This window comes from Pantoea sp. JV6, assembly GCF_025910055.1.
GTDB lineage: Bacteria > Pseudomonadota > Gammaproteobacteria > Enterobacterales > Enterobacteriaceae > Pantoea > Pantoea agglomerans.
The window spans coordinates 58209-82706 of sequence record NZ_JAPCIM010000020.1 but is presented as its reverse complement, the minus strand read 5'-3'; the positions used below and the strand labels follow the sequence as shown (position 1 = coordinate 82706).

General features: G+C 57.0%; 21 protein-coding genes. 7 read left to right on the top strand and 14 right to left on the bottom strand.

The window, feature by feature from the left end; translation table 11 throughout:
- Position 1: 1 nt before the first annotated feature.
- Positions 2–199 carry a hypothetical protein gene (locus OK412_RS18865; protein WP_033773307.1) on the bottom strand — a complete coding sequence of 66 codons (198 nt, stop codon included), beginning with the start codon at positions 197–199 and terminating at the stop codon, positions 2–4.
- Positions 200–491: 292 nt separating this feature from the next.
- Here OK412_RS18865 and OK412_RS18860 point away from each other — a divergent pair, with 292 nt between their 5' ends.
- Positions 492–1478 (top strand): aldo/keto reductase, encoded by a 987-nt coding sequence (locus tag OK412_RS18860; protein WP_157353941.1) that lies wholly within the window; start codon positions 492–494, stop codon positions 1476–1478.
- A 5-nt stretch (positions 1479–1483) separates the two neighbouring features.
- Here OK412_RS18860 and OK412_RS18855 read toward each other — a convergent pair whose 3' ends face one another.
- Positions 1484–2668: an NAD(P)/FAD-dependent oxidoreductase gene (locus OK412_RS18855; protein WP_010671506.1), complete on the bottom strand. Its 1185-nt coding sequence runs from the start codon at positions 2666–2668 to the stop codon at positions 1484–1486.
- Positions 2669–2911: 243 nt separating this feature from the next.
- On the opposite strand from OK412_RS18855, the gene pitA reads away from it, so the two are divergent.
- Positions 2912–4414 (top strand): inorganic phosphate transporter PitA, encoded by a 1503-nt coding sequence (gene pitA / locus OK412_RS18850; protein ID WP_010253391.1) that lies wholly within the window; start codon positions 2912–2914, stop codon positions 4412–4414.
- 37 nt (positions 4415–4451) lie between these two features.
- Here the strand turns inward: pitA and uspB are convergent, their stop codons facing one another.
- The gene (uspB, locus tag OK412_RS18845; protein ID WP_010253393.1) at positions 4452–4787 is read right to left on the bottom strand and encodes a universal stress protein UspB; all 336 of its coding nucleotides are present in this window, start codon (positions 4785–4787) and stop codon (positions 4452–4454) included.
- 416 nt (positions 4788–5203) lie between these two features.
- Between uspB and uspA the strand changes: the two genes are divergently transcribed.
- Positions 5204–5641: a universal stress protein UspA gene (gene uspA, locus OK412_RS18840; RefSeq protein WP_010253396.1), complete on the top strand. Its 438-nt coding sequence runs from the start codon at positions 5204–5206 to the stop codon at positions 5639–5641.
- A gap of 50 nt (positions 5642–5691) precedes the next feature.
- Here the strand turns inward: uspA and rsmJ are convergent, their stop codons facing one another.
- Positions 5692–6438, bottom strand: a complete 747-nt coding sequence (gene rsmJ, locus OK412_RS18835; protein WP_187507248.1) for a 16S rRNA (guanine(1516)-N(2))-methyltransferase RsmJ — start codon at positions 6436–6438, stop codon at positions 5692–5694.
- An 8-nt stretch (positions 6439–6446) separates the two neighbouring features.
- Positions 6447–8489 (bottom strand): oligopeptidase A, encoded by a 2043-nt coding sequence (gene prlC / locus OK412_RS18830; RefSeq protein ID WP_045139537.1) that lies wholly within the window; start codon positions 8487–8489, stop codon positions 6447–6449.
- 430 nt (positions 8490–8919) lie between these two features.
- Here prlC and OK412_RS18825 point away from each other — a divergent pair, with 430 nt between their 5' ends.
- Both OK412_RS18825 and OK412_RS18820 read left to right on the top strand, forming a co-directional pair.
- Positions 8920–9762 (top strand): 23S rRNA (adenine(2030)-N(6))-methyltransferase RlmJ, encoded by an 843-nt coding sequence (locus tag OK412_RS18825; protein ID WP_167423579.1) that lies wholly within the window; start codon positions 8920–8922, stop codon positions 9760–9762.
- 60 nt (positions 9763–9822) lie between these two features.
- On the top strand, positions 9823–10641 hold the full coding sequence (locus tag OK412_RS18820; protein WP_163640569.1) for a CPBP family intramembrane glutamic endopeptidase: 819 nt from the start codon (positions 9823–9825) through the stop codon (positions 10639–10641).
- Here the strand turns inward: OK412_RS18820 and rnz are convergent.
- Positions 10638–11549 carry a ribonuclease Z gene (gene rnz, locus OK412_RS18815; RefSeq protein WP_264353440.1) on the bottom strand — a complete coding sequence of 304 codons (912 nt, stop codon included), beginning with the start codon at positions 11547–11549 and terminating at the stop codon, positions 10638–10640. The two genes, OK412_RS18820 and rnz, sit on opposite strands and share 4 nt — an antisense overlap.
- Positions 11550–11677: 128 nt before the next feature.
- Between rnz and gorA the strand changes: the two genes are divergently transcribed.
- Positions 11678–13030, top strand: coding sequence for a glutathione-disulfide reductase (gene gorA / locus OK412_RS18810; protein ID WP_045139536.1), 1353 nt, complete (start codon positions 11678–11680; stop codon positions 13028–13030).
- Between the two features lie 284 nt (positions 13031–13314).
- On the opposite strand, the gene OK412_RS18805 is transcribed toward gorA, so the two are convergent.
- From OK412_RS18805 to OK412_RS18785, 5 genes are all read right to left on the bottom strand, one after another.
- Positions 13315–13707, bottom strand: coding sequence for a winged helix-turn-helix domain-containing protein (locus OK412_RS18805; protein WP_232526500.1), 393 nt, complete (start codon positions 13705–13707; stop codon positions 13315–13317).
- 1111 nt (positions 13708–14818) lie between these two features.
- Positions 14819–15715 carry an alpha/beta hydrolase gene (locus OK412_RS18800; protein WP_022623984.1) on the bottom strand — a complete coding sequence of 299 codons (897 nt, stop codon included), beginning with the start codon at positions 15713–15715 and terminating at the stop codon, positions 14819–14821.
- A gap of 743 nt (positions 15716–16458) precedes the next feature.
- Entirely contained in the window at positions 16459–16803 is a 345-nt protein-coding gene (locus OK412_RS18795) for a hypothetical protein (protein WP_010671501.1), read from the bottom strand.
- Positions 16804–16825: 22 nt separating this feature from the next.
- Entirely contained in the window at positions 16826–18172 is a 1347-nt protein-coding gene (locus tag OK412_RS18790) for a cation:proton antiporter (RefSeq protein WP_264353439.1), read from the bottom strand.
- Between the two features lie 61 nt (positions 18173–18233).
- Positions 18234–19436, bottom strand: a complete 1203-nt coding sequence (locus tag OK412_RS18785) for an MFS transporter (RefSeq protein ID WP_010253427.1) — start codon at positions 19434–19436, stop codon at positions 18234–18236.
- A 93-nt stretch (positions 19437–19529) separates the two neighbouring features.
- Between OK412_RS18785 and OK412_RS18780 the strand changes: the two genes are divergently transcribed.
- Positions 19530–20498, top strand: coding sequence for a LysR family transcriptional regulator (locus OK412_RS18780; RefSeq protein ID WP_167430662.1), 969 nt, complete (start codon positions 19530–19532; stop codon positions 20496–20498).
- Between the two features lie 34 nt (positions 20499–20532).
- Here the strand turns inward: OK412_RS18780 and OK412_RS18775 are convergent, their stop codons facing one another.
- The 3 genes from OK412_RS18775 to kdpC all read right to left on the bottom strand — a co-directional run bounded on the left by OK412_RS18775 (position 20533) and on the right by kdpC (position 24496).
- Entirely contained in the window at positions 20533–21036 is a 504-nt protein-coding gene (locus tag OK412_RS18775; RefSeq protein ID WP_010253431.1) for a TIGR00645 family protein, read from the bottom strand.
- A gap of 54 nt (positions 21037–21090) precedes the next feature.
- The gene (gene kdpD / locus OK412_RS18770) at positions 21091–23766 is read right to left on the bottom strand and encodes a two-component system sensor histidine kinase KdpD (protein ID WP_010253433.1); all 2676 of its coding nucleotides are present in this window, start codon (positions 23764–23766) and stop codon (positions 21091–21093) included.
- A 163-nt stretch (positions 23767–23929) separates the two neighbouring features.
- A complete protein-coding gene (gene kdpC / locus OK412_RS18765) occupies positions 23930–24496 on the bottom strand; it encodes a potassium-transporting ATPase subunit KdpC (RefSeq protein WP_264353438.1) in 567 nt (188 codons plus the stop codon).
- Positions 24497–24498: the final 2 nt, after the last annotated feature.

Below are 24498 nucleotides of genomic sequence, written 5' to 3'. Positions count from 1 at the left end.
CTCACACTCCCTTTAACGTATTCACGTGGCGGGAAAAATCTTCATGGACTTCCTCGCTCAGCGTGTTAACCGAGATATTACCGTTTTCATCAATAATGATGCGCTCACCTTCAGCGATAGAATCGTTGATATCCTGACGGGTCATGATCTGCAAAAACTTCTCGGGACTGGCAAAGACCGACTTAACAAATTTAAACATGGCGATCCACTTATTGGCCTGAAAATTGAAGTATGTGACCGAATCCACACTCTCGCCTGTTTAATTTCGGGTGAAATTTCTTAAAATCAATTAATTAGCGAAGCGGTAGTGGCATTGCCCGTGCCGTTTTCCGCTGAAATCTTCAACGTAACCAGCAGCATGGCGTAGCAGTATCGCATTTTTACCGTGCAGGTCTGCAACGACGTCTGGTCGCCTCTCTGCCAGGAAGCGCTAAGCTCATTGGTTAGCCGCTTTCTGTCACCCTGTCTGAAACGCATCGAGGAATGTTTGCATGAAACTACGAACACTGGGCCGTACTGGTCAGCGCGTCTCCGAAATTGGCTTTGGCGCATGGGCCATTGGCGGAACCTGGGGGGAAGTGAGCATGGAGGATGCCAAAGCCGCGCTGAATGCTGCGCTGGATGCGGGCATTACTTTTATTGATACCGCCGATGTCTATGGCGATGGCCGTTCCGAAAAAATCATCGCAGAGGTGCTGAATCAGCGCGGCGGTGAACGTCCGTTTGTGGCAACCAAGCTGGGGCGTCGCCTCTCGCCACATGTGGCTGAAGGTTACAATGCTGAAAACCTCAACGCCTTTATTGACCGTTCACGCGAGAACCTGCAAACCGACACGCTGGATTTAGTGCAGCTGCATTGCCCGCCGACCGAGGTCTACTACAACCCGGACGTCTTTGCGGTGATGGATGAGATGGTCGCTGCCGGAAAAATCCGTCACTACGGTGTCTCCGTTGAGAAAGTTGAAGAAGGTCTGAAGGCGCTGGAGTTTCCAAACGTCTCGTCAATTCAGCTGATCTATAACATTTTCCGCCAGCGTCCGGCTGAACTGCTGCTGCGTGAAGCGAAACGCCGTGATGTGGCGATCATCGCCCGTGTGCCGCTGGCGTCGGGCCTGCTGACCGGCAAAATGCGTGCCGACAGCGTATTTGCCGCTGACGATCACCGCGCCTTTAACCGTAATGGCGAAGCGTTCGATAAGGGCGAGACCTTTTCCGGCGTGCCTTATGAGGTGGCGCTGGAGGCGGTTGAAGAGATTCGCCGCTTTGTCACTGGCGACACCACCATGGCGATGTTTGCCCTGCGCTGGATCCTGATGAACGAAGATGTCAGCGTAGTGATCCCTGGCGCGAAAAACCGCGAACAGGCTGAAGCCAATGCCCGCGCCAGCGATGTCGATGCGCTCTCTGCAGATACGATGGCGGCGCTGAAGCAGATCTATCAGGAGAAGATCGCGCCTCACGTGCATCAGCGCTGGTAAGCGCCTTACAACGCCTGGGCGCAGGCCCAGGCGGAACTCCACGCCCACTGGAAGTTATAGCCGCCCAGCCAGCCGGTGACATCAGCCACTTCACCAATAAAGTAAAGTCCCGGCACCGCACGCGCCTCCATCGTTTTCGAGGAGAGCTGTGTGGTATCCACGCCGCCCAGTGTCACTTCAGCAGTTCGATATCCCTCGGTACCGTTTGGCTGAATGCGCCAGGCGTGCAGCGTCTGCGCCAGCTCGGTTTGCTGTTTGCTGTTGAGCTGCTTCAGGGTGATATCCGGCACCACCTTCAGCGCCTGTAATACTTCCACCAGACGCTTCGGCAGGATTTTCGCCAGGCTGTTCTTCAGGCTGAGATTCGGGTGTGCTTCACGCTGCGCCGTCAGAAACGCCTCAAGCGGCGTGGCAGGCGACAGATCGATGGTGACGAATTCTCCGGGTAGCCAGTAGCTGGAGATTTGTAACACCGCCGGGCCGGAGAGGCCGCGGTGGGTAAACAGCATCGCCTCTTTGAAGCGGGTGCCATCCTGGGCATCGATAGTGGTCTCCAGCGCGACGCCTGACAGCGTCTGCAACTGCTCCAGCAGCGGCTTGTGCAGGGTAAAGGGCACCAGCGCCGCCCGCGTCGGAAAGACGCTCAGCCCGAACTGCTCCGCTATTTTATAGCCAAACGGCGTGGCGCCCAGGCCTGGCATCGACAGACCGCCGCTGGCGATGACCAGCTTCTCCGCCTGAACCGTGCTGCCGTTAAGTTGCAGGGTATAGCCGCTTTCATCGCGCGCCACGCTGAGCACTTCACTGCGCAGCCGCAGGGTGACATTGCCCTTGTCACATTCGGCCAGCAGCAGATCGACAATCTGCTGGGCGGAGTCGTCGCAGAAGAGCTGGCCCAGGGTTTTCTCATGCCAGGCGATGCCGTGGCGATTAACCAGATCGATAAAATCCCACTGGGTATAACGCGCCAGCGCCGATTTACAGAAATGAGGATTGTGCGACAGATACGCCGCCGGTTCGGTGTAGAGATTGGTGAAGTTGCAGCGGCCACCGCCAGACATCAGAATTTTACGTCCCGGCTTTTTGCCGTTATCCAGCAGTAACACGCGGCGTCCCCGCTGCCCGGCCTGGGCGGCGCAGAACAGCCCTGCGGCACCGGCACCAATGATGATAACGTCAAACTGTTCCACTACGACTCGCTCACTTAACTGGAAAGGCGCAGATTGTAGTGATCTGCTCACTGAGACGCCAGCGTCAAAAAAATGCCGCAAATGTGTCATATTGTATCTGTCTAATATCTAACCCTTTTTCTCTGAGTTACCCTTACGCCTTACATCGAAAGGTTAAATTAGCGCTATATTTTCCTTTCCCATACAGCACGTTGTCGCGGATAATGCGCCGCGTTCATGTCCTCCAAAAATGGCGTAACGTTTATGCTACATCTGTTTGCTGGTCTAGACCTCAGTACTAGCCTGTTATTGGTTCTTGCCCTGCTGTTTGTATTGTTTTACGAAGCGATCAACGGTTTCCACGACACGGCCAACGCAGTTGCGACGGTCATCTATACGCGTGCCATGCGTGCCCAGCTTGCTGTGGTCATGGCGGGTGTATTTAACTTCCTTGGCGTGCTGCTCGGTGGATTGAGTGTCGCTTACGCTATTGTTCATATGCTTCCCACCGATCTGTTGTTAAATGTTGGATCGGCTCACGGTCTCGCCATGGTGTTTTCTATGCTGCTGGCGGCGATTATCTGGAACCTCGGCACCTGGTATCTCGGTCTGCCGGCATCCAGCTCCCATACGCTGATCGGCGCCATTATCGGTATCGGTCTGACCAACGCCCTGATGAGCGGAACCTCGGTGGTTGATGCGCTCAACATCCCGAAAGTGCTGAACATCTTCCTTTCTCTGATCCTGTCGCCGATTGTCGGCCTGGTGATGGCGGGCGGCTTAATCTTTATACTGCGTCGCTACTGGAGCAATACCAAAAAGCGTGCGCGTATTCATATGACGCCTGCTGACCGTGAGAAGATCGACGGCAAGAAAAAGCCGCCGTTCTGGACCCGTATCGCCCTGATTGTTTCGGCAATTGGCGTGAGTTACTCCCACGGTGCGAATGACGGTCAGAAAGGGATCGGCCTGATCATGCTGGTTCTGATTGGCGTGGCACCTGCCGGTTTCGTGGTGAATATGAATGCCTCCGGTTACGACATCACGCGAACCCGCGATGCGGTCAATCACCTGGAGCAGTATTATCAGCAGCATAACGCCTCGCTGACCCATATCATCCAGATGGCACCGCCTAAGCTGCCAACGCCGGAAGAAGTGCCAGCAACCAGCCCGCAGGAGTTCCACTGTGACAGCGCGCGCGCATTACAGGCGGTACAGGGTGCGCAGGTGTTGCTGAATAACCTGCAGAGCTACGATCAGCTGACGGTTGATCAGCGCGGTCAGATGCGTCGTCTGCTGCTGTGTATCTCCGATACCGCCGATAAAGCGGCTCGTCTGCAGGAAACCTCGCCAGATGACAAACGCTTCCTCAATAAGCTGAAAAGCGACCTGCTTGGCACCATCGAGTATGCGCCTATCTGGATTATTGTGGCCGTCGCGCTGGCGCTGGGCATCGGCACCATGATTGGCTGGCGTCGTGTTGCCACCACCATTGGTGAGAAGATTGGTAAAAAAGGCATGACCTATGCGCAGGGAATGTCAGCACAGGTGACAGCAGCGCTGTCGATTGGCGTCGCCAGCTATACCGGCATGCCCGTCTCCACCACGCATATCCTCTCCTCATCGGTTGCCGGTACCATGCTGGTCGACGGTGGCGGGCTGCAGAGCCGGACCATCAAGAACATCGCCATGGCGTGGATCTTCACCCTGCCGGTCTGTATTCTGCTGTCAGGTTCGCTCTACTGGATTGCCTTAAAACTGGTGTGATGCCAGCTAAAAAAAGGGCGACGCAAGTCGCCCTTTTTTAATGCCAGATCGCCAGCGCCACCAGACTGATGACCACCAGTCCGCACAGCGCACTGGTCAGCATAAACTGCCCACGCACCCGCTCGCAGCGCCGGATAAACTCATCGTCGTGATGATCAAGATAGCGCTTTGCCCAGATATAAGTGACCAGCCGCACCTGCTTGCTCGGCTGGCCATGAGAGGTGAAAAAACCCGCCCCATCGACATACTGATACAGCAGCGGATCACAACCGCGTAAGACCGCCAGCAGAGCGCGCAGGGATGAAAAATAGCGCGCCATATTCACGATACACACCACGCAAAGCGCCCAAAAAAGCGCAATAGTGCTGATCATATTCTCCCCCTCCCGGCTGGAATCGCAGCAACAGGCCCAGCGTCAGACACTGAGTCCACCTGCAGAAATAACCAGCCACTGAATCACCGGACTGCGAAAGTTTTTCGACCCCCTGAGCGGTTGCGAATCGGACCGCCTTTTTTCAGTGTAGGAGAAATCTTTACATTTTTTCCAACGATGATTTTCGTTCAGCGCGAGTAAATCTGGCATAGCCTTGATCTTATTCATAAGCCAGGCGGCAACGGCAGCATTTACAGTGGGAGAAGGCTATACTGAGGACATAACAACATCATCACCTGCAATGCAGGTAGACACTTTGGTGGCGCTCATCGCCCGCTCGCGCAAGGGATTTCGCTAAGCTGTGACGCGGCAGGAACACCGGATGCCATCCTTAACCTCGTGAAAGGAGTTTTATCATGGCTTATAAACATATCCTGATTGCAGTAGACCTTTCTCCCGAAAGCCAGTTGCTGGTGGATAAGGCCGTCTCGCTGGCTCGTCCGTACGATGCCAGAATTTCCCTGATTCACGTTGATGTCAATTACTCCGACCTCTACACCGGCCTGATTGATGTCAACTTAGGGGATATGCAGAAGCGTATCTCTGAAGAGACGCATGCGGCGCTGAAAGGGTTGTCAGATGCGGCGGGCTACCCGATCAGTGAGACGCTGAGCGGCAGTGGCGACCTCGGCCAGGTACTGGTTGACGCGATCAGAAAATATGACGTTGACCTTGTAGTATGTGGTCATCATCAGGATTTCTGGAGCAAGCTGATGTCCTCAGCCCGTCAGCTGATCAACACCGTGCATATCGACATGCTGATTGTGCCGCTGCGCGATGAAGACGAGGCGTAATTTCGCCGTATAAATGATTAAAGCCGGCGCAGAGCCGGCTTTTTTATGCTTTAAAGCGGTGGGTAAATATCAAAGCGATGGCTTTTGGTTACCACGGCCGCCTGCGTCACAATACCCGCCAGCGGCGGTGCATAGTCTGGCCGTTTAACCACGATGCGTTTCTTCGCCAGCCGGCGAGCGGGTTCCAGTAATGCGTCAGCATCTTCATCCGGCCCCACCAGCGACTGAAACACCCGCATCTCCTTTTTCACCAGCGCACTTTTCTGGCGATGGGGATACATCGGATCGAGATAGACCACATCCGGCGGCGGCGTGATATCCCCCAGCGCCTGCGCGCTGGCCGCATGAATCAGCGTCAGCCGATCGCGCAGCCAGGGGCCAATTTCCGCATCCTGATACCCGCGCTGCAATCCATCTTCCAGCAGCGCAGCGACAACCGGATGACGCTCCAGCATTCGCACCCGGCAGCCCAGCGCCGCCAGTACAAACGCATCTCGTCCCAGCCCGGCGGTGGCATCGACCACATCCGGCAGATAACCGCCTTTGATGCCGACCGCTTTGGCGACGGCTTCGCCGCGTCCACCGCCGAAGCGACGGCGATGTGCCATTGCGCCGCTGACGAAATCAACAAAAATACCGCCCAGCTTTGGCTCATCACGCTTGCGCAGTTCAAGGTGCGTCGGAGTCTGCACCAGCGCCAGCAGTGCGTCTTCATCATGCTCCAGCTGCCAGCGCTGCGCTAAACGTGATAAGGCGCCGTCTCCGGCGCCTGATTCATCGATCAAACAGATTTTCACGAACCGACTTATCCCTGAATGCCGTAATGTTCCAGCATCGCATCGAGCTTCGGTTCACGGCCACGGAAGCGTTTGAACAGCTCCATCGGCTCTTCAGAACCGCCACGCGTCAGGATGTTATCCAGGAATGACTGGCCGGTTTCACGGTTGAAGATGCCCTCTTCCTCGAAGCGGGAGTAAGCATCCGCCGCCAGCACGTCTGCCCACAGATAGCTGTAGTAACCCGCCGCATAGCCACCCGCAAAGATGTGGCTGAAAGCGTGCGGAAAACGGCCCCATTCCGGACCCGGAACCACGGCCACGCGGCTTTTCACTTCGCGCAGGGTTTCCAGAATCTGTGCACCTTTCTCCGGATTAAACTCGGTGTGCAGGCGGAAATCGAACAGGCCGAACTCCAGCTGACGCAGGATAAACAGCGCAGCCTGATAGTTCTTCGCCGCCAGCATTTTATCCAGCAGCTCTTTCGGCAGCGGTTCGCCGGTTTCAAAGTGGCCCGAGATAAAGGCCAGCGCATCCGGTTCCCAGCACCAGTTCTCCATGAACTGGCTTGGCAGTTCCACTGCATCCCATGGCACACCGCTGATACCGGAGACGCCAGGCGCTTCGATACGGGTCAGCATGTGATGCAGGCCGTGACCAAACTCATGGAACAGGGTGATCACTTCGTCATGGGTGAACAGCGCAGGTTTGCCTTTCACCGGACGGTTAAAGTTACAGGTCAGGTAGGCAACCGGCTTCTGCAGGCTGCCATCGGCTTTACGCATCTGGCCGACGCAGTCATCCATCCAGGCACCGCCACGTTTATGTTCGCGGGCGTAGAGATCGAGATAGAAGCTGCCGCGCAGTTCGCCGGTTTCATCGAACAGATCGAAGAACTTCACGTCAGGATGATAAACCTCAACGTCGTTACGCTGCTTCGCCGTGATGCCGTAAATGCGTTTCACCACTTCAAACAGACCGGCGACCGCACGCTCTTCCGGGAAGTAAGGGCGCAGTTGCTCATCGCTGATGGTGTAGAGATGCTGCTTCTGCTTTTCACCGTAATAGGTGAGATCCCACGGATTAAGCTCGGTCACGCCGTGCTCTTTACGGGCAAAGGCGCGCAGCTGCTCCAGCTCTTTTTCCCCCTGCGGACGGGCGCGTTCCGCCAGGTCATTAAGGAAGTCGATTACCTGGGACGGGCTTTGCGCCATTTTGGTCGCCAGCGATTTATCGGCGTAGGAGTCGAAGCCCAGCAGCTGTGCCAGCTCGTGACGCAGCGCCAGCTCTTCCGCCATGATTGGGCCGTTATCCCACTTACCGGCGTTCGGACCCTGATCGGAGGCGCGCGTCGCATAGGCGCGATACATCTCTTCACGCAGCGCGGCGTTGTCGCAGTAGGTCATGACCGGCAGATAGCTTGGGATATCCAGCGTCAGCAGCCAGCCTTCCTGCTCTTTGGCTTCAGCCTGTGCTTTAGCCGCCGCCAGCGCGCTTTCCGGCATACCGGCCAGCTCGCTTTCATCGGTAATCAGCTTGCTCCAGCCCATGGTGGCATCAAGCACGTTGTTGCTGTAAGCCGAGCCCAGCTCAGAGAGGCGCGCGGCGATTTCGCCGTAGCGCTGCTGTTTATCTTTTGGCAGGCCGATACCGGAGAGTTCGAAATCACGCAGGGCATTATCGACCGCTTTCTTCTGCGCCAGATCCAGTGCAGCGTATTGCTCGCCCTCTTTCAGGTTGCGATACGCCTGATAGAGCCCTTCATGCTGACCAACCCAGGTGCTGTATTCAGAGAGCAGCGGCAGCGTCTGCTCATAGGCTTCACGCAGCTCCGGGCTGTTTTTCACCGCATTAAGGTGGCTGACCGGTGAGAAGATACGGCTCAGGCGATCGTCAGTTTCCGCCAGCGGCTGAACCAGATTATCCCAGGTATACGGCGCACCCTGCGCCACGACTTTTTCGACTTCTGCGCGACAGTGGCTCAGCACTTCCGTCACGGCAGGCACCACATGTTCAGGCTTAATGGCAGAAAAAGGGGGTAGCGTAAAAGATGTCAGTAGCGGATTGGTCATAGCGCAGTCCTTTATAGATGTATGGGGCGCAGCGGGTCGCGCAACGCAATCTAAGTAACATGCGGCTTAGTGTAGCGAAAATCAATGGCAGCCAGGATGAGGTGGGGAAGAAACGCGCGAATAGCAGCACGGAAGATGCACGCTTTTATCTCATGCACATGATGCTGGCTGGCGCGTCGGGGAAGATTTGCGGTCGCTTTCCGTGACTGCGTGCCGGGAACCACACGCCCCGCCCTGAGCGGCTTGCGGTAATCCCGATTTGTTATCACGCTTCTGGCCCATCAACAGGTCATCCCTGATATAATCGCGGATTCTCATGCTTTTCCTGCGTCGGTTGCTGTGCGTCGTTCTGTGGGTAATACGTGAGGTAATAATTGGTATAAATTGATTTTCCATCAATTAAAACCTTATACATTCAACAGGATAAACAATGCTGAGTTATCGCCATAGCTTCCATGCTGGCAACCACGCCGACGTGCTGAAGCACACCGTTCTGAGCCTGATCATCACGGCGCTGAAAGAGAAAGAGAAACCGTTTTTCTACCTGGATACCCATGCGGGCGCAGGTCGCTATCAGCTCAGCGGCGAGCACGCCGAGCGTACCGGTGAATATCTGGAAGGCATCTCACGTATCTGGCAGCAGCCCGATGCGCCGGAATTGCTGCAACCCTATTTTGATGCGATTCGTGCATTAAACCGTAACGGGACGTTGCGTTATTATCCCGGCTCGCCGCTGATTGCCCGCCATCTGCTGCGTGAAGATGACAAACTGCAACTCACTGAGTTGCACTCCAGCGACTATCCGCTGCTGCGTAACGAATTCAGCAAAGATGACCGCGCCCGCGTCGATCGTGCCGACGGTTATCAGCAGTTAAAATCGAAACTGCCACCGCCGTCACGTCGCGGTCTGGTGCTGATCGATCCGCCGTATGAGATGAAAAGCGACTACCAGGCGGTGGTGAAAGGGATTCAGGAAGGCCATAAACGTTTTGGCACCGGCGTCTTTGCGTTGTGGTATCCGGTGGTTTTACGCCAGCAGATCAAACATATGCTGCGCGACCTGGAAGCGACCGGCATTCGCAATATTCTGCAGATCGAACTGGCGGCCCGTCCCGACAGCGATCAGCGCGGCATGACCGCCTCCGGCATGATCGTGATTAACCCGCCGTGGAAACTGGCCCAGCAGATGAATACCCTGCTGCCTTGGCTGCACCAGAAACTGGTTCCGACGGGTACCGGCCACTACGCGGTTAACCAGATCGTACCCGAATAACTCTCTTTGTCTTCTACGCCGCTCACTACCGGTGCGGCGGCGTTGTACCAGGTCTTTACCATGTGGATCATACTGGCTGGCGCGCTGGCCGCGCTGCAACCGGCCCGACGGCTGGCATTATTATTACTGGCGCTCGCCACACTGCTGGGTTTTTATCAGGACGTGTTAGCATGGCCGGTGCTGCTGCTGTTTACCGGCACCGCCGCTGTGGTGGCACTCCGTATTTATGACCGTGACCATCATCGACGACAAATAGTGACCGAAGCGCTGCTGGTACTGATCGCCATCGGGTTGCTCCTCCATCTTTTTCCAGGCTTTAATAATCCCCTTAAGGCAGAGGATGTGCAGGCCGGACCGCGCAGCGTGCCTTTCAGCTTCGGGTTTAACTTCGATAAAGCGCTTATTCCTTTTGTACTACTGGCCTGCCTGCCGACGCTGTTTCGCGCGCCTGCCACGCCACCACGCTATCGGCTACCCGCTGCACTGGCGCTGATCGCGGCCATTCCGCTGCTGCTGTACTGCGCGGTATTATTGGGCGGATTAGCGTTTGAGCGACATACACCGGACTGGCTGGGGCCATTTATGCTCGCCAACCTGTTCTTTGTTTCGCTGGCGGAAGAGGCCCTGTTTCGTGGCTATCTGCAGCAGCGATTAAAGCAGGTAGTGGGCGGCATCCCTGCGCTGTTACTGAGCGCGCTGCTGTTTGGTCTGGTGCATCTGAGCGGCGGCCTGTTGCTGGTGATCTTCGCCACCCTGGCCGGGCTGTTATATGGGCTGGCGTGGCACTGGAGCGGCCGCTTATGGCTGGCGACCGCCCTGCACTTTGGCCTTAACCTGACCCATCTGCTGTTTTTCACTTATCCCGCACTGCATCATTAGAGGTTAAAAACCGCCAGATCCCAGGCCAGCTCGGTGCAGGGAAAAATCGTCTGGCACTCCGCCAGCAGGCGGTTCATGTCTTTTGCCAGATAGCGTGAACTGAAATGGGTGGCGATCAGCCGTTTTGCCCCGGCGCGTTTTGCCACTTCGGCGGCCTGCAGTGTGGTGGAGTGCCCGCGCCCATTGGCTTTTTCTACCATCGCGGCCTCCAGCGTGGTTTCATGCACCATCAGGTCAACATTGGCCGCCAGTTGCAGCGCGACCTCAGTAGGTGCCGTATCGCCAAAGATGGCCAGCGTTTTGCCGGGTGTCGCGGGGCCAAGATAGTCAGCACCGTTGATTACCCGCCCATCTTCCAGCGTCACGCGTTCACCCTGCTTCAGCTGCTGAAACCACGGGCCGCGTGGCACCCCTTCCGCTTTCAGCCGCGCAGCATCCAGCAGACCGGGTTTGTCATGCTGTTCAATGCGATAGCCAAAACACTCCACCGGATGGCTCAGCGGCCAGGCGCTGATACGAAACTCACCGTCGTCCAGCGTCCAGCCCGCCTCAATCTCAACGATGGTCAGCGGGTAGTCGGTGTAAGAGCCGCTGATCGACAGCGCCGTCTCAACAAAGGTTTTTAATCCCCTGGGGCCATAGACCGTCATCGGTGTGGTCAGCCCGGCCATTGACCGGCTGGTGAGTAATCCCGGCAGCCCGAAAATATGATCGCCATGCAGATGGGTGATAAAAATCTTATCCAGCTTGCCCGGTTTGAGGCTGGAGCGCATAAACTGTAATTGTGTGCCTTCCCCGCAGTCGAACAGCCAGGTTTCACCACTCAGCGCGCGGGTAAAAGCAATAGACGTGACGTTACGTTGCAGGCTGGGAGCACCGCCGCCGGTGCCGAGAAAAGTAAGGTGCATGGTATGCTTCCCTGTAAGCGAGTGAAAAAACAGAACCCTATTACAATCATAGGCGCAAACTTTGCGTCATTTCGACCCGCAGCGTTACACTCAACCCCAATTTTTTATGCAACCGGATGGATACTTCAATGACCCGACATTTCGACTATCTCGCCATTGGCGGCGGCAGTGGCGGCATCGCCTCAATTAACCGTGCGGCTATGTATGGCCAGAAATGTGCCCTGATTGAAGCGAAAGAGCTGGGCGGCACCTGCGTGAACGTGGGCTGCGTGCCGAAGAAAATCATGTGGCATGCCGCGCAAATCGCCGAAGCGATCCATCTCTACGGACCGGATTATGGCTTCGACACCACCGTGAATCGCTTCGACTGGGCCACACTGGTGAAAAACCGCAGCGCCTACATCGATCGCATCCACAACTCCTATGACAACGTGCTGGGTAAAAACAAAGTCGAAGTGATCAAAGGCTTTGCCCGCTTTGTCGATGCGCACAGCGTTGAAGTCAACGGCGAGATTATTACGGCTAACCATATTCTGATCGCTACCGGCGGTCGTCCGGTCCACCCTTCTATTCCGGGTGCAGAGTACGGCATTGATTCCGATGGTTTCTTTGAGCTGGACGCGCTGCCAAAACGCACTGCGGTCATCGGCGCAGGCTACATTGCGGTTGAGCTGGCTGGCGTGGTTAACGCGCTGGGATCGGAAACGCATCTGTTCGTCCGTAAACACGCGCCGCTGCGCAGCTTCGATCCGCTGCTCACCGAAACGCTGGTCGAAGTGATGAACAGCGAAGGCCCGGCGCTGCACACCGAATCTATTCCAAAAGCTGTGATTAAAAACGGCGATGGCAGTCTGACGCTGCAGCTGGAAAACGGCAGCGAATATACCGTGGATTGCCTGGTCTGGGCGATTGGCCGCGAGCCCGCCAACGATACCCTGAATATTGACGCCGCTGGCGTCGCGCTGGACGACAAAGGCTATATCAAAGTCGATAAATTCCAGAACACCAATGTGTCAGGCATCTACGCCGTGGGCGACAACACCGGTGCGGTTGAGCTGACGCCGGTTGCGGTCGCGGCGGGCCGTCGTCTCTCTGAGCGTCTGTTTAACAACAAACCGGACGAGCATCTGGATTACAGCAATATTCCGACGGTGGTGTTCAGTCATCCGCCGATTGGTACCGTGGGACTGACCGAGCCGCAGGCACGGGAACAGTATGGCGACGACCAGGTGAAGGTTTATAAATCGTCATTTACCGCCATGTACACTGCGGTAACCCAGCATCGTCAGCCGTGTCGCATGAAGCTGGTCTGTGTGGGTGCAGATGAGAAGATTGTCGGCATTCACGGTATCGGATTCGGCATGGATGAGATGCTGCAGGGCTTCGCTGTGGCGCTGAAAATGGGTGCCACTAAAAAGGACTTCGATAACACCGTGGCGATCCATCCGACCGCCTCCGAAGAGTTCGTGACGATGCGTTAATTCCCCGAACAAAATACTATTGGGAAAAACTGGTCATCAGGGCCAGTTTTTTCCTGCAACTGCGCTCAACGAAAATTAATGCGCCCGCTGACGCGAAATGTAAAACCTGCGTTTCTCTTCATATTATCAACACCCAGCAAGAGCCAGGCTGATTAACAGCGAAAAAACCGAACCGACAGTAATTAAATCCATTTATATATGAAATTATTTAATGACTACCGATTATATTCACAGGCCCGGCGTCCATTTCCACAGGATTATCGTTAGTGAATTTATCGCTGTGCTTAATGAATGCCTGAAGTGATACGACTGCTAAATAACCTCTCCACGCTGTCGCTTTTGAGGAGATAGCCTTTCTTCGAAACTCTCAGGATCACATCATCACTTAAACCCAGAAAAAAGAGCTTCGACTTTAAATTAGACATAACCTGCCAGACCCGCTGCGTAGAAGAACTCAGTCCATGTTTATCCCAGACGTTCTCCATAAGTTCCGAATCCGTGACAACATCAATAGTGGCATTTTCAAAAAGATACTCTAATACGTGCGACATGGTTTTTCTCAGGATGATATCTTCACCATACCCATTCAGACAAATTAGTCGCTTTGTCTTGTGTAAATAAACCACGTTCTCTTCAATAAGATAGCCAATAAAATTTACTTCATTACCCGGTAGCATGATGTTCTCCAGAACAATGATGAAAACAAGATAATAACTTTTATTCAGGTATTTAAAAAACATCCCTTCATTATTTGTACATCACTTTTTAATCAGCCCTGGCCACGCCTTTCCATTGTTCCTGGTCTGTAATAGCGATGCCTCGATGATCGTCATGCATATAACCCTTTGTTGTGTGTTAAAATCCTGGCTATCCACCTCGCCACATCGTTAATAAAAAGTAATAATAAATAAGTCTGTTCTGGCGGAGAAGCAGACTGACCTTAATACTCATCCGACAGAGTGCAATAAGATGTTGTTGCTTATCATCGCCGGCAAGAAAACTTAAATATTTCTTAGTTAAATCAGAAACCACCGATAAACTGACCAGGATGGATTGCTGTCTGATTTGCCTCATCTTATGCGTAGCCGTTATGAAATCATCTAACCGTTAACGAAGACAATAAAGTGGGATTTTTATTTTAGTTCAAAACTTACGGGTTTTATCACGGCCATCTGTAGCAGAATCAGCCAAAATAAAGCTTAAAAGAAGAATCGCTTTGGATTGAAAGACGATTGCGTCATCCGAACACGCCCGCTTCAACGCTTTCATTAGTTTTTTTATAATCCATAAGACCTGATATTTCTGGCCAATTTTTGATCTGTATCAACTGGCAATATATCGGTGGAAAAAGCAAAGTAATGGCGGAAAAACAGAAGCAAAAGATATGAGATAGGAATGTTCTTTGCCCGGGAATTAATCAGATCCGTTTGTTTATTAAGATAATTATTAAAGCGTCCTTATTTAGCTATTTTGTACCCTACTAACGGCAGGAGATTGTCATCTTATTGTATACAGAGTCAGAAATAAGCGTGAGTGCCCCTTAGCTCCGTTCCCCCTCGTTAACGTGATAAATAAGAATGAGTTATTAATGCGCCCTGACCTGTCAGCATAGTCCGCTGATATCAATATTAAGGGGTTGGGTCTGGCTCTGGATTGGGAGATTTAAGATGGCAGAGGGCGCAGCATTAACCGGGTCCGGGACAAAGGGTCACCTTCGATCTGGTGACCTTGCGCCAGGCAGGGGGAGAACGGATCCCCCGGTGCAGTCGTGCACCGCGCCAGTGCAACTCAGCTCACGCGATCCAGCCAGCGAACATAAGCCTGATCCCATAGCGCCGCTGGCGTGCCCGCCTTGCCAAGGCCAAAGCCATGCCCGCCTTTGCTGATCTGAATCAGCTCAACCGGCACACGATTACGGCGGCAGGTGTCGCGCATCAGCTCGGTGTTGAACGGATTTGAGGTGTGATCGTCCTCGGCCTGCGCCAGAAACGTCGGCGGATATTGCCGGGTTACGTAGTTCTGCACTGACCAGTTCGCCTCATCCTGCGGCGTGGCATTTTTGCCGACCATCATCAGATGGGTATTGGTGTGCTGATAAGGCGCTTCCAGGGTGATGACCGGATAGATCAGACCCACGCTGTCGACTTTGGGCACCACTTCATCCAGCGGATCGATGGCCGGATAGGATTCAAAGTCCGGACGCGCCGCCGCCAGCCCCAGCAGATGCCCACCTGCCGAGAAGCCCAGCACATGCACCTTGCGCTCAAAGGATCGCACCAGCCGGATGGCACGCTGCGCATCCTGCAGCGGTGCCAGCCGCCCCGCCTGCCACTTCTCATGCGGCAGCCGGTAGCTGAGCACATAGGCGGTATAGCCATTGGCATTGAGCCAGCGCGCGACCGGCCAGGCTTCGCGTCCCATGCCGATCCAGCGATAACCGCCACCCGCTGCAATTAATACCGCTTCGCCATTGGGATTTTCAGGTTTAAAGCGCTGAATCGCCGGGCTGACGATATTTGACCAGGAACCGGTGCTGTTAATATGCAACTGGCCCGATGGGCCGCCGCCGCCGGGCGGATCGTCCGGCCAGAGGGGAATAATGTCATCGCGGGCAAATATTTTGCCAGTGGTCATGGAGAGCCCGAGCGCTCCCGTGCCGAGAATAAAGCGTCGACGCGTAATCATAATGCCTGTTATGTGATACCAGAAGAGTGAGCAAACCGTTGCGGCAGGCTGCGGTAGAATCAACAGATGCAAGTCGGGTGCCATGGCTGGCGATTATGTACGCAATGGCCCCTGAAAAGCCATAAAAAAACGCGCCCGCCAGGCGTAATGCTGATCAGTTAAGTGACAGGTGATAACGCCGTCTGGTGCCGGGCAGGGGCTGGCGGTCCTCGCGCCGCTGCGCGGTTCCTTCACTTCATTCCTCTGCCTGACGGACCGCCGGGGATGGCACATCCTGTGCCGCCCCGCCTTTCGCCCGCGTCCTGCGGGCTCTCCTGGCAGACTCATTCTGTTCAGCGCTGCGGATTGCCTGCCCCTGCCCGCCACCGGCCTGCTCTGAAACTTCAGTGTGTATTGTTAAAAAGGGCACGAGAGTAGAGGCCTGAGCGCCTCTGCTGCTGAAAGGGCTATCCGCAACGCTGAGGCGTGACGGCGGGCCAGAAGTCCACGCCGGGAAGCGTGGACAGTTCGGGGCCGGCCAGGGAGGGCCGATCCCCGAACGGTTCGTCGGCACGGCGTCAAAGCCGAAGGTACCGCGTGAGCGGCGCGAGGACGGCCCGGCAGCAGCAGAGGTGCGCTGGCCCGCACTGCGGCTCGCTCGCCCGGAAAAAAAGCTGCCACGTTTGACCGTGACAGCCTTTATAAATTTAATCTTAACTGATCAGTATTAGCCGGCAGGCGCGTTTTTATTTAATCCGATGCGGTTAATCTTCCTGCTGGAACTGCGCCATCACGGCCTGCTCACACTGCTGTTCGTTAACGCGCAGTTTGGCACGCTCATCATCTCCCAGCTGCAGCCAGGCACTGGCCACTTCACGCGCGGACTCTTCATCAAATTCAGGCTGATTCATCGCCGACGGCGACTGACTGCGCGCCACGGTCGATTTCATCTGTTCGACATATTGATCCGCGCTGGCGACCTTTTTCTCGCCGCTGACAATGTGGCACAGCTGACTGGCATAAACATTCTGCTCAGTGTCAGCCTCGTCCGCCGCCAGCGCGCTGCCGGTGGCGAGGATGCTCAGCAGCACTATCTGAGTTACTTTCATTCTTAACTCCTGTTAGTTCGGGTTAAACCTTACGCTGAAGGGCTTCTAGGCGTTTCTGACGCCAGTTCAGCAGCGGCGACACGGTGGTGCCGTGGACCACCACGCTGCAGACCACCAGCGTTAACGCCATATTGGTCATAATTTCCATCTGCGGGCCGTCCATACCGTGCGTCCAGGCATAGGCAATGTAGTTCAGACTGCCAATCCCGCGGATGCCCAGCCAGCCAATCAGCAGACGCTGCCCCAGCGGCAGTCCGGCGCGCAGCGTCACCAGCCAGACGGCCAGTGGCCGCACCACCACAAACAGCACCAGGCCGATCAGCACGCCGTAGATGTTCCAGTGCTGCGCCAGTGTGACGCCCAGCACCACCATCATGCCAGCCGCCAGTAAACGTTCAATAGTATCGCCAAAAGAGAGGGCGTCGCCTACCACAAACCCTATCGACTTCACCATATTGTTGTCGCCCTGATGCGCCAGGCGTTTGTTAGGGTTCACCAGTGCTTCAGAGGGCAGCACGCGCTCGTCGTCAGAGAGATCGTCCGGCTGATGGCGACGGAATACGCCCATCTCAGCACGGCGTAATCCCAGCCCGGCGGCGAAGGCAGCCAGGAAGCCGGAGGCACCCAGCCACTCCACCAGTGAATAACTCAGCGCAATCAGCGCCAGCGCCAGGAAATCATTGGGCGCCACATCGCCATTGGCATTGCGTAGTCGGGTCGCCAGCAGGCCAATCAACTGCCCCAGCACAAAACCGATGATCAGACCGCCGCCAATTGCCCAGAGCACCTCGACCGCACCCCAGTGCCCCAGCATCGCCACGCTCAGGCTTTCGCCATTAAACAGCAGCAGCGCCAGCATCAGCAACGGCAGCGCGGAACCATCATTCATACCCGCTTCGCTGGAGATCGCCACGCGCAGCGAGTCATCATCCTGCGCATCGTTGACCGAGATTAAGCTCGCCAGCACCGGATCGGTTGGCGCGACAATGGCACCAAACGCCAGTGCAATCGGCCAGTCTAATCCCACCAGGAAGTGCGACAGCAGGGTCATCGCGGCCACGGTCAGCAGCATGGCGGGAAAAGCCAGTTTCAGCCCGGTGTGCCAGCAGTTATTTTGCAGCGGCTGACGCAGCTTGAGGCCGGTGATGAACAGCGAGGCAGCCATGGTGATTTCAGTGATGTGCGCCACGGCTTCGGAATGGGTAACAATATCGATGTGGATAACATCAAATCCCCACGGGCCGCACAGCATGCCCGCGATAAGGAACAGACCAAATGAGGTGACTGGCCCCCGGTGAATCCAACCGGAAGCCAGCGACATCAGCAGCAAGAGGCCGCCCGTCGCTGCTGTCCAGGCTAAAAAGTTCATAACACTCCAGATTATTTCGGGTTTATGAATAAGCCTGGCACATTTTTTGACGGGCGAGGTGTCAGTTTTTCAGGTGTCGACTGGCGAAGCGAACCGCCAGCGCGGCGGCACCGGCTAAGGTCGAGAGCGCAACCACGCCATTCCAGCCCCAGTGTGCCAGTGCCAGACTTCCCAGCGCCGCACCGGTGGCCATACCGATAAACACCACGGTAAACAGCAGCGCATTCAGGCGACTGCGCGCTTCAGGCGCCAGGCCATAGACCAGCGTCTGATGCGCCACCAGCGTGGCCTGCACCCCTAAATCGAAGCCGATGGTGCAGAGGACAATCAGCGCCAGCTGGGCTGGCATTGGCAGCAGCGGCAGCAGAAACATCAGCGCAAAGGAGATTGTCACCAGCGCGGCGCCAGCCTGCGTGACCCTTGCCGGACCGATGCGGTCAGCAAAACTGCCCGCCAGCGGTGCCGCCATGGCACCCGCCGCACCGGCTAAACCAAATGCCCCGGCCACGGCACTGTCCAGATGAAAGCGGTCGCTGAGCATTAACGCCAGCGTCGACCAGAAGGCGCTAAAACCCACTGACAACAGCCCCTGAGCCAGTGCGGCACGACGCAGCGTCTGATGGTGACGCCACAGGTGCACCAGCGACAGCAACAGGCGCGGATAGCTCACCGAGGTGCCTGGCGCGAAACGCGGCAGTACCCGCCACAGCGTCAGCGTAATCAGCAGCACCGCCAGCGCGGCAATCATATACATGGTGCGCCAGCCGAAATACTCTGCCACCACCCCGCTGACCACCCGCGACAGCAGGATCCCCACCAGCAGCCCGGTCATCACCGTGCCGACTGTTTTACCCCGACTGCGTTCCGGCGCCAGCGCCGCCGAAGCGGGTACAATATCCTGCGCCACGGTGGCGGTCAGGCCGGTGATAAAACTGGCAATCAGCAACGCGCTGAGTCCACCGGAAAAACCACACAGCAGCAGCGCCGCCACCAGCATTAAGCCTTTGATAAAGATAATGGTGCGCCGGTCATGGCGATCGCCCAGCGGGGCCAGCAGCAGGATGCCCAGCGCATAGCCCGCCTGGGTCAGCATCGGCACCATGCCGACCGCGCCGATGCCGGCGTTAAACTGCTTGCTGATGATATCCAGCATCGGCTGGCTGTAGTAGATCGACGCGACGCTGAGTCCGGCACCGGCGGCCAGGGTAAACACCAGCGGCGCAGAGAGCGGTTCATTTTGAGTCTGGGTCTGTATGGCTGACATGCTGTAATCCTCATCATTTCGTCCTGCCATTAGAGCGCATTGCGGTTATACGCGGTAGACTGACATCAGGCAAAACCGTTATACGTGGTGCGTATGAACAATCCTAACAGCAGCGATCGCATCGATCTGATGCAGACTTTTATCCGTATTGTCGAGAGCGGCAGCTTATCCGCCGCCGCCGCGCAGCTCGGCACGACACAACCCACCGTCAGCCGCCGACTGCAGAGCCTGGAGCAGCGGCTGGGCCTCAAGCTTATCCTGCGCACCACCCATGCGCTGAAGCTTACCGATGATGGCGAGCGCTGCTACGCCCAGGCCCGGCAGCTGCTGGCGACCTGGCATGCGCTGGAAGATGAGCTGACCGGGGCCAGCGATGACCCGGTCGGTACGCTGCGGGTTCGCGCCCCGCACGCCTTTGGCCAGGATCAGCTGATCGCCCCGCTGGTGGACTATCTGCACCGCTACCCCCGGCTCAATATTGAGTGGATGCTGAATGATCGCACGCCCGACTTTATGGCGGAGAATGTGGACTGCGCCATTCAGGTCGGTGCGCCAACCGATCCTTCGGTGGTGGCGATACTGCTGGCAGAAGTGCCACGTATTGTGGTGGCCGCCCCGCACCTGCTGGCGCAGCAGCCGCCGATAGAGCGGGTTGAACAGTTGCGCGACCTGCCGTGGCTGGCACTGACCAGTTTTTACCGTAACGAAGTGGTGTTGCAGAAGATTGACGACGGCCAGCCGGTGAACCTGCCGATTATGCCCCGGCTGAGCAGCGACAGTTTATATGCAGTGCGCAAAGCGGCACTGGCGGGGATGGGAGCCGCGATCGTCTCGTCCTGGGCGGTGCAGGAAGATCTGGCGGATGGCGGCCTGGTTCAGCTGATGCCTGCGTGGCAGGCACCGCCGCTGCCGGTGTGGCTGACTTATCCCTGGGCGAGTTACTACCCGGCCAGGCTGCAACACTTTTTTGCCATGATCAAAGAGGTGATGCCGCAGCTGGCGGGCACGCGCCCGGCCTCACAGCCAGCGGGTCGTTCAGGGGGAACAGAGCGGAAAGGGTAAAGCAGGCGCCCGCCTCAGCGGGCCGCCAGAGAGGTTACTTCGGTTTTTTATCGCTGCGCGACATTTGATCCAGCCAGCCCATCACAAAGGCGGAGAGCACAAAGGTCAGGTGGATAATCACGTACCACATCAGCTTGTCGTTTTCGACGTTGCGCGCTTCCATAAACACCCGCAGCAGGTGGATCGAGGAGATGGCGACAATGGAGGCGGCGACTTTGTTTTTCAGCGAGCCGGAGTCCATCTTGCCCAGCCAGCTCAGCTTCTCTTTATCTTCGTCGATATCGAGCTTAGAGATGAAATTCTCATAACCCGACAGCATCACCATCACCAGCAGGCCGCCAACCAGCGTCATATCCACCAGCGACAGCAGCAGCAGGATAAGATCGTTTTCCGCAATGCTGAAAATGTTGGGCAGCAGGTGGAAAATTTCCTGGAAAAATTTAATGGTCAGCGCCAGCAATCCCAGCGAAAGTCCAATGTAAACCGGGGCCAGCAACCAGCGCGATGCATACATCAGGTTTTCGGTAAAACGTTCCATACAATCCCACGAATAATCAAACAGGTCCGGGAGTATAACCGATCAACTGTGAAGTTATTTCAGCCCTTCGTCAGAAATTTCAGGGACCGGCGGCAGCGGCAGCGAGAGACGAAATGCCGCGCCCCCTTCGGCCCTGTTCTCTGCCCAGATCTGACCACCGTGGCTCTCGATAATGGTTTTACAGATTGCCAGACCCAGCCCGACGCCCGGCACCGCCGACTCTTTGTCGCCCCGCCAGAATTTATCGAATATCCGGCTTAAATCGTCTTCGGCAATGCCCGGTCCGCTATCCCAGACCGAGATCTCCAGCCGTGATGCCGCACGCCAGGCACGAATGCCGCGTGGTGCGCTGTTACCGGCATACTTCAGGCTGTTCTCAATCAGGTTGGTGAAGACCCGCTCCAGCAGCGTGCTGTCGCCTTTGATCAGCACGATGTCGTCCGGCAGATCGAGCCGGACCTCATGCCCTTTCAGCGACGGTGCCATGCTGCTCAGCGCCCCGCCGACCACCTCTTCCAGCGCCAGCCACTCCTCACGCAGGTTGAGGCCGCCCGACTGAATGCGGGCCATATCCAGCATGTTGCTCACCAGCCGGATGGTGCTCAGCGTCTGCTCGCGGATCTGACTGGCCTGCGGCACATATTTTGAGTTGTCGCTGGCCAGGTCGAGCATCAGCATTTCCGCCTGACCAAACAGCACGGTCAGTGGGGTGCGCAGGTCGTGGGACAGCGCTGACAGCAGCGCATTGCGCAGCTGTTCACGCTCCGCCGAGAGCCGGGACGCCGCCTCGCTATGCGACAGCGCCATCCGTTCCAGTGCGTTAGCAATCAGCACCGTAAAGGTTTCCACCAGCCGCTGCTGCTCGGGGATCATCAGCTGACGCAGGTTCTGCGGCTCCACCACCAGCAAACCCCGGCAGTGCGCGCCACTTTTCAGCGGCAGGATCTGATAAGGCACCGCCGGTAAGGTATCAGTGCCCGCACCCGCAGGCTGGCCTTTGCTGTAACTCCATTTAGCAATCGCGCGATCCGGCTCGCTGGCCGGTAACGCATCGCCCACCGGTTGCAGTTCGCCCTGCTCATCCGGCAGCAGCAGCAGGCAGCGCGCCTGTAACGTGGCATCCAGCACCCGCTGGCTGGTGGCGGCGATATCCTGCGGCGTTAACGCACTGCCCAGCGATTTCGCCATCTCATAGAGCTGGCGCGCCCGCTGCTCGCGGTAGCGCGCCACCCGCGCCTGATAACGCACGCCTGCCGTGAGATTGCCGACGATTACGCCCACCGCCAGCATCACGCCAAAGGTCACCAGATATTGCAGATCGGAGACCGCCACCGTGCCGGTGGGGGCAACAAAGAAGAGGTCAAAGGCGACGATATTCATCACCGTGGCGATCACCGACGGCCAGCGACCATAGCGCAGCGCCACGATCACCACCGCCAGCAGATAGATCATTACGCAGTTGGCGGGATCGAAACCGATCAGTACCGACTGTCCGGCGGCGGTTACAAGGATACAGAGCACCAGCGCCATCATTACGCCGCGCAGCTGAATACGCCATTTTTCGCTGGTGACGCGGCCATCCGGCAGCGGATGCGGCGCATCCTTCAGCGGCTCATCCAGCGCCACCACCAGCAGATCGAGATCCGGCCCCAGCTGGCCGAGCCGTTCGGCAAAGCTGTCACGCCGCCAGCGCCGCAGCGGGCGACGACCGGTGACAATTTTGCCCAGATTGTGCGCGCGGGCGTAACCCAGTACCGCTTCGGCTTCATCCGGCTCAGAGAGGGTCGCGGTTTCCGCGCCCAGCTCCTGCGCCAGTTGTAACGTGCGCAGAATCGCCCGTCGCCGCGCTTCCGGCAGCCGGTGCAGCCGGGGCGTTTCGACATAGACCGCGTGCCATTCACTGCCAAGCCGCGCCGCCAGTCGGGCGGCGGTGCGCACCAGCTTTTCACTGCCGCTGTCGTCGCCAATGCAGAGCAGAATGGCGTCGCGGGTGTGCCAGACGCGCTCCCGTCCCTGCTGATCGCGCCAGGCGCGCATCTGATCATCCACCCGATCGGCGGTGCGACGCAGGGCCAGCTCACGCAGGGCGAACAGGTTACCTTTGCGGAAAAAGTTTTCGATGGCGCGTTCCGCGCGGTCGCCAATGTAGACTTTGCCCTCTTTCAGCCGCTGCCGCAGATCGTCGGGCGGCAGATCGACCAGCACCACTTCGTCGGCGCTGTCGAAAAAGGGATCGGGCACGGTTTCGCGCACCTGAATGCCGGTGACGCCGCCTACCACATCATTGAGGCTCTCAAGATGCTGTACGTTGACGGTGGTCAGTACATCGATGCCCGCTTCCAGCAGCTCCTCAATATCCTGCCAGCGCTTGGGATGGCGCGAGCCCTGCACGTTGGTGTGCGCCAGCTCATCCATCAGGATCACCGCCGGATGGCGAGCCAGCGCGGCATCAAGATCAAACTCTGCATGACGCGAGCGGCCGGTTGCGCGACGCGGCAGCAGGGTTAACCCTGTCAGCAGCTGTGCGGTTTCTGGCCGGTCATGGGTCTCTACCACGCCGATTAAGACATCCAGACCCTGCGCGCGCAGCCGCTGTGCCTCCTGCAGCATGGCGTAGGTTTTACCCACGCCCGCACAGGCACCAAAGTAAATTTTCAGCTGCCCGCGATGACTTTCGCGGTTAGCCTGCAGCAGCGCGTCGGGATCGGGACGCTGGGGTTCGTGGTTCATCGCTTCCTTAGAGCCTATGCCAGTAGGCGTAATTGTTGCAGACAGTCTGGACACGGACAGCGCGGAACAACCGGAGCGTACACGTAGTACGTGAGGATTGTGAGCACTGCCCAGGTTCAGACTGACAAATAAAATAGCCTAATGGGATAGGCTCTTAACACCATTACAGTTCGTTGAGCGCCATATTCAGCTGCAACACGTTGAGGGTCGGGGTGCCGAGGAATGGCATCAGCGGACGATGCGTCATCTTATCAATCAGCGCCTCGACCTGCGGCAACGGCAACTGGCGGCTGGCGGCGATACGCGGTGCCTGCCAAAGGGCGGCCTGTGGCGAAATATCCGGGTCCAGCCCGCTGGCTGACGCGGTGACCAGTTCAACCGGGACGGCGGCAGGTGCCTGCGGATTCGCGGCCCGCAGCGCAGCGACGCGATCGGCTACCGCTTTGTCCAGCGCCGGGTTGCTGGCGGCCAGATTGCTGCCCCCTGAGGCCAGCGGATTATAAGGTTTATCCCCACTGGCTGAAGGGCGGCCCCAGAAATAGCTGGGCTGGGTAAAGTTCTGGCCAATCAGCGCCGATCCGCGCGCCACGCCATCCTCCTCCAGCAGCGAGCCGCTGGACTGGGACGGAAACAGCCACTGCGCCAGACCGGTGGTGAGCAAAGGATAAACCACGCCGGTAACAAGCGTAAGCAGCAACAACAGTAAAATTGCCGGACGTAACTGACTCATTT